Genomic DNA, 298 nt, shown 5'->3' with positions numbered 1-298 from the left:
GTGACGCATTTGCGCCCACCGGGTGATTTGAGCAAGACGGTCGTTCCAAAACCGAAAAGATTTGCCCCAACGGTTGATCAGTACAACGCCTTATTCACGCTCACGCCGATAGACTGGTTTGGCACAAGTCGTTGAGCTTGAATACGACTTCCGTCCTATTCGTTGCTTTGACCTTTTTCATAATATTGCGAACATGCACCTTTACGGTGCTTTCTCGAAGATTGAGCTCATAAGCGATAATTTTATTCGCCTTTCCGCGTCGGAGCGCCTCCACGACTTCGACCTGACGATCCGTGAA

Annotated in this window: 1 protein-coding gene; it reads right to left on the bottom strand. The window is 49.0% G+C overall.

All coding sequences use genetic code 11. The features are described from left to right. Positions 1-100: 100 nt before the first annotated feature. Positions 101-298 (bottom strand): response regulator transcription factor (locus tag AF337_RS05830; RefSeq protein ID WP_160320253.1); only part of this gene is annotated, 198 nt, incomplete at its 5' end.

Source organism: Rhizobium ecuadorense, from assembly GCF_001187535.1.
GTDB lineage: Bacteria > Pseudomonadota > Alphaproteobacteria > Rhizobiales > Rhizobiaceae > Rhizobium > Rhizobium ecuadorense.
This window is presented reverse-complemented; position numbering and strand designations above follow the sequence as displayed.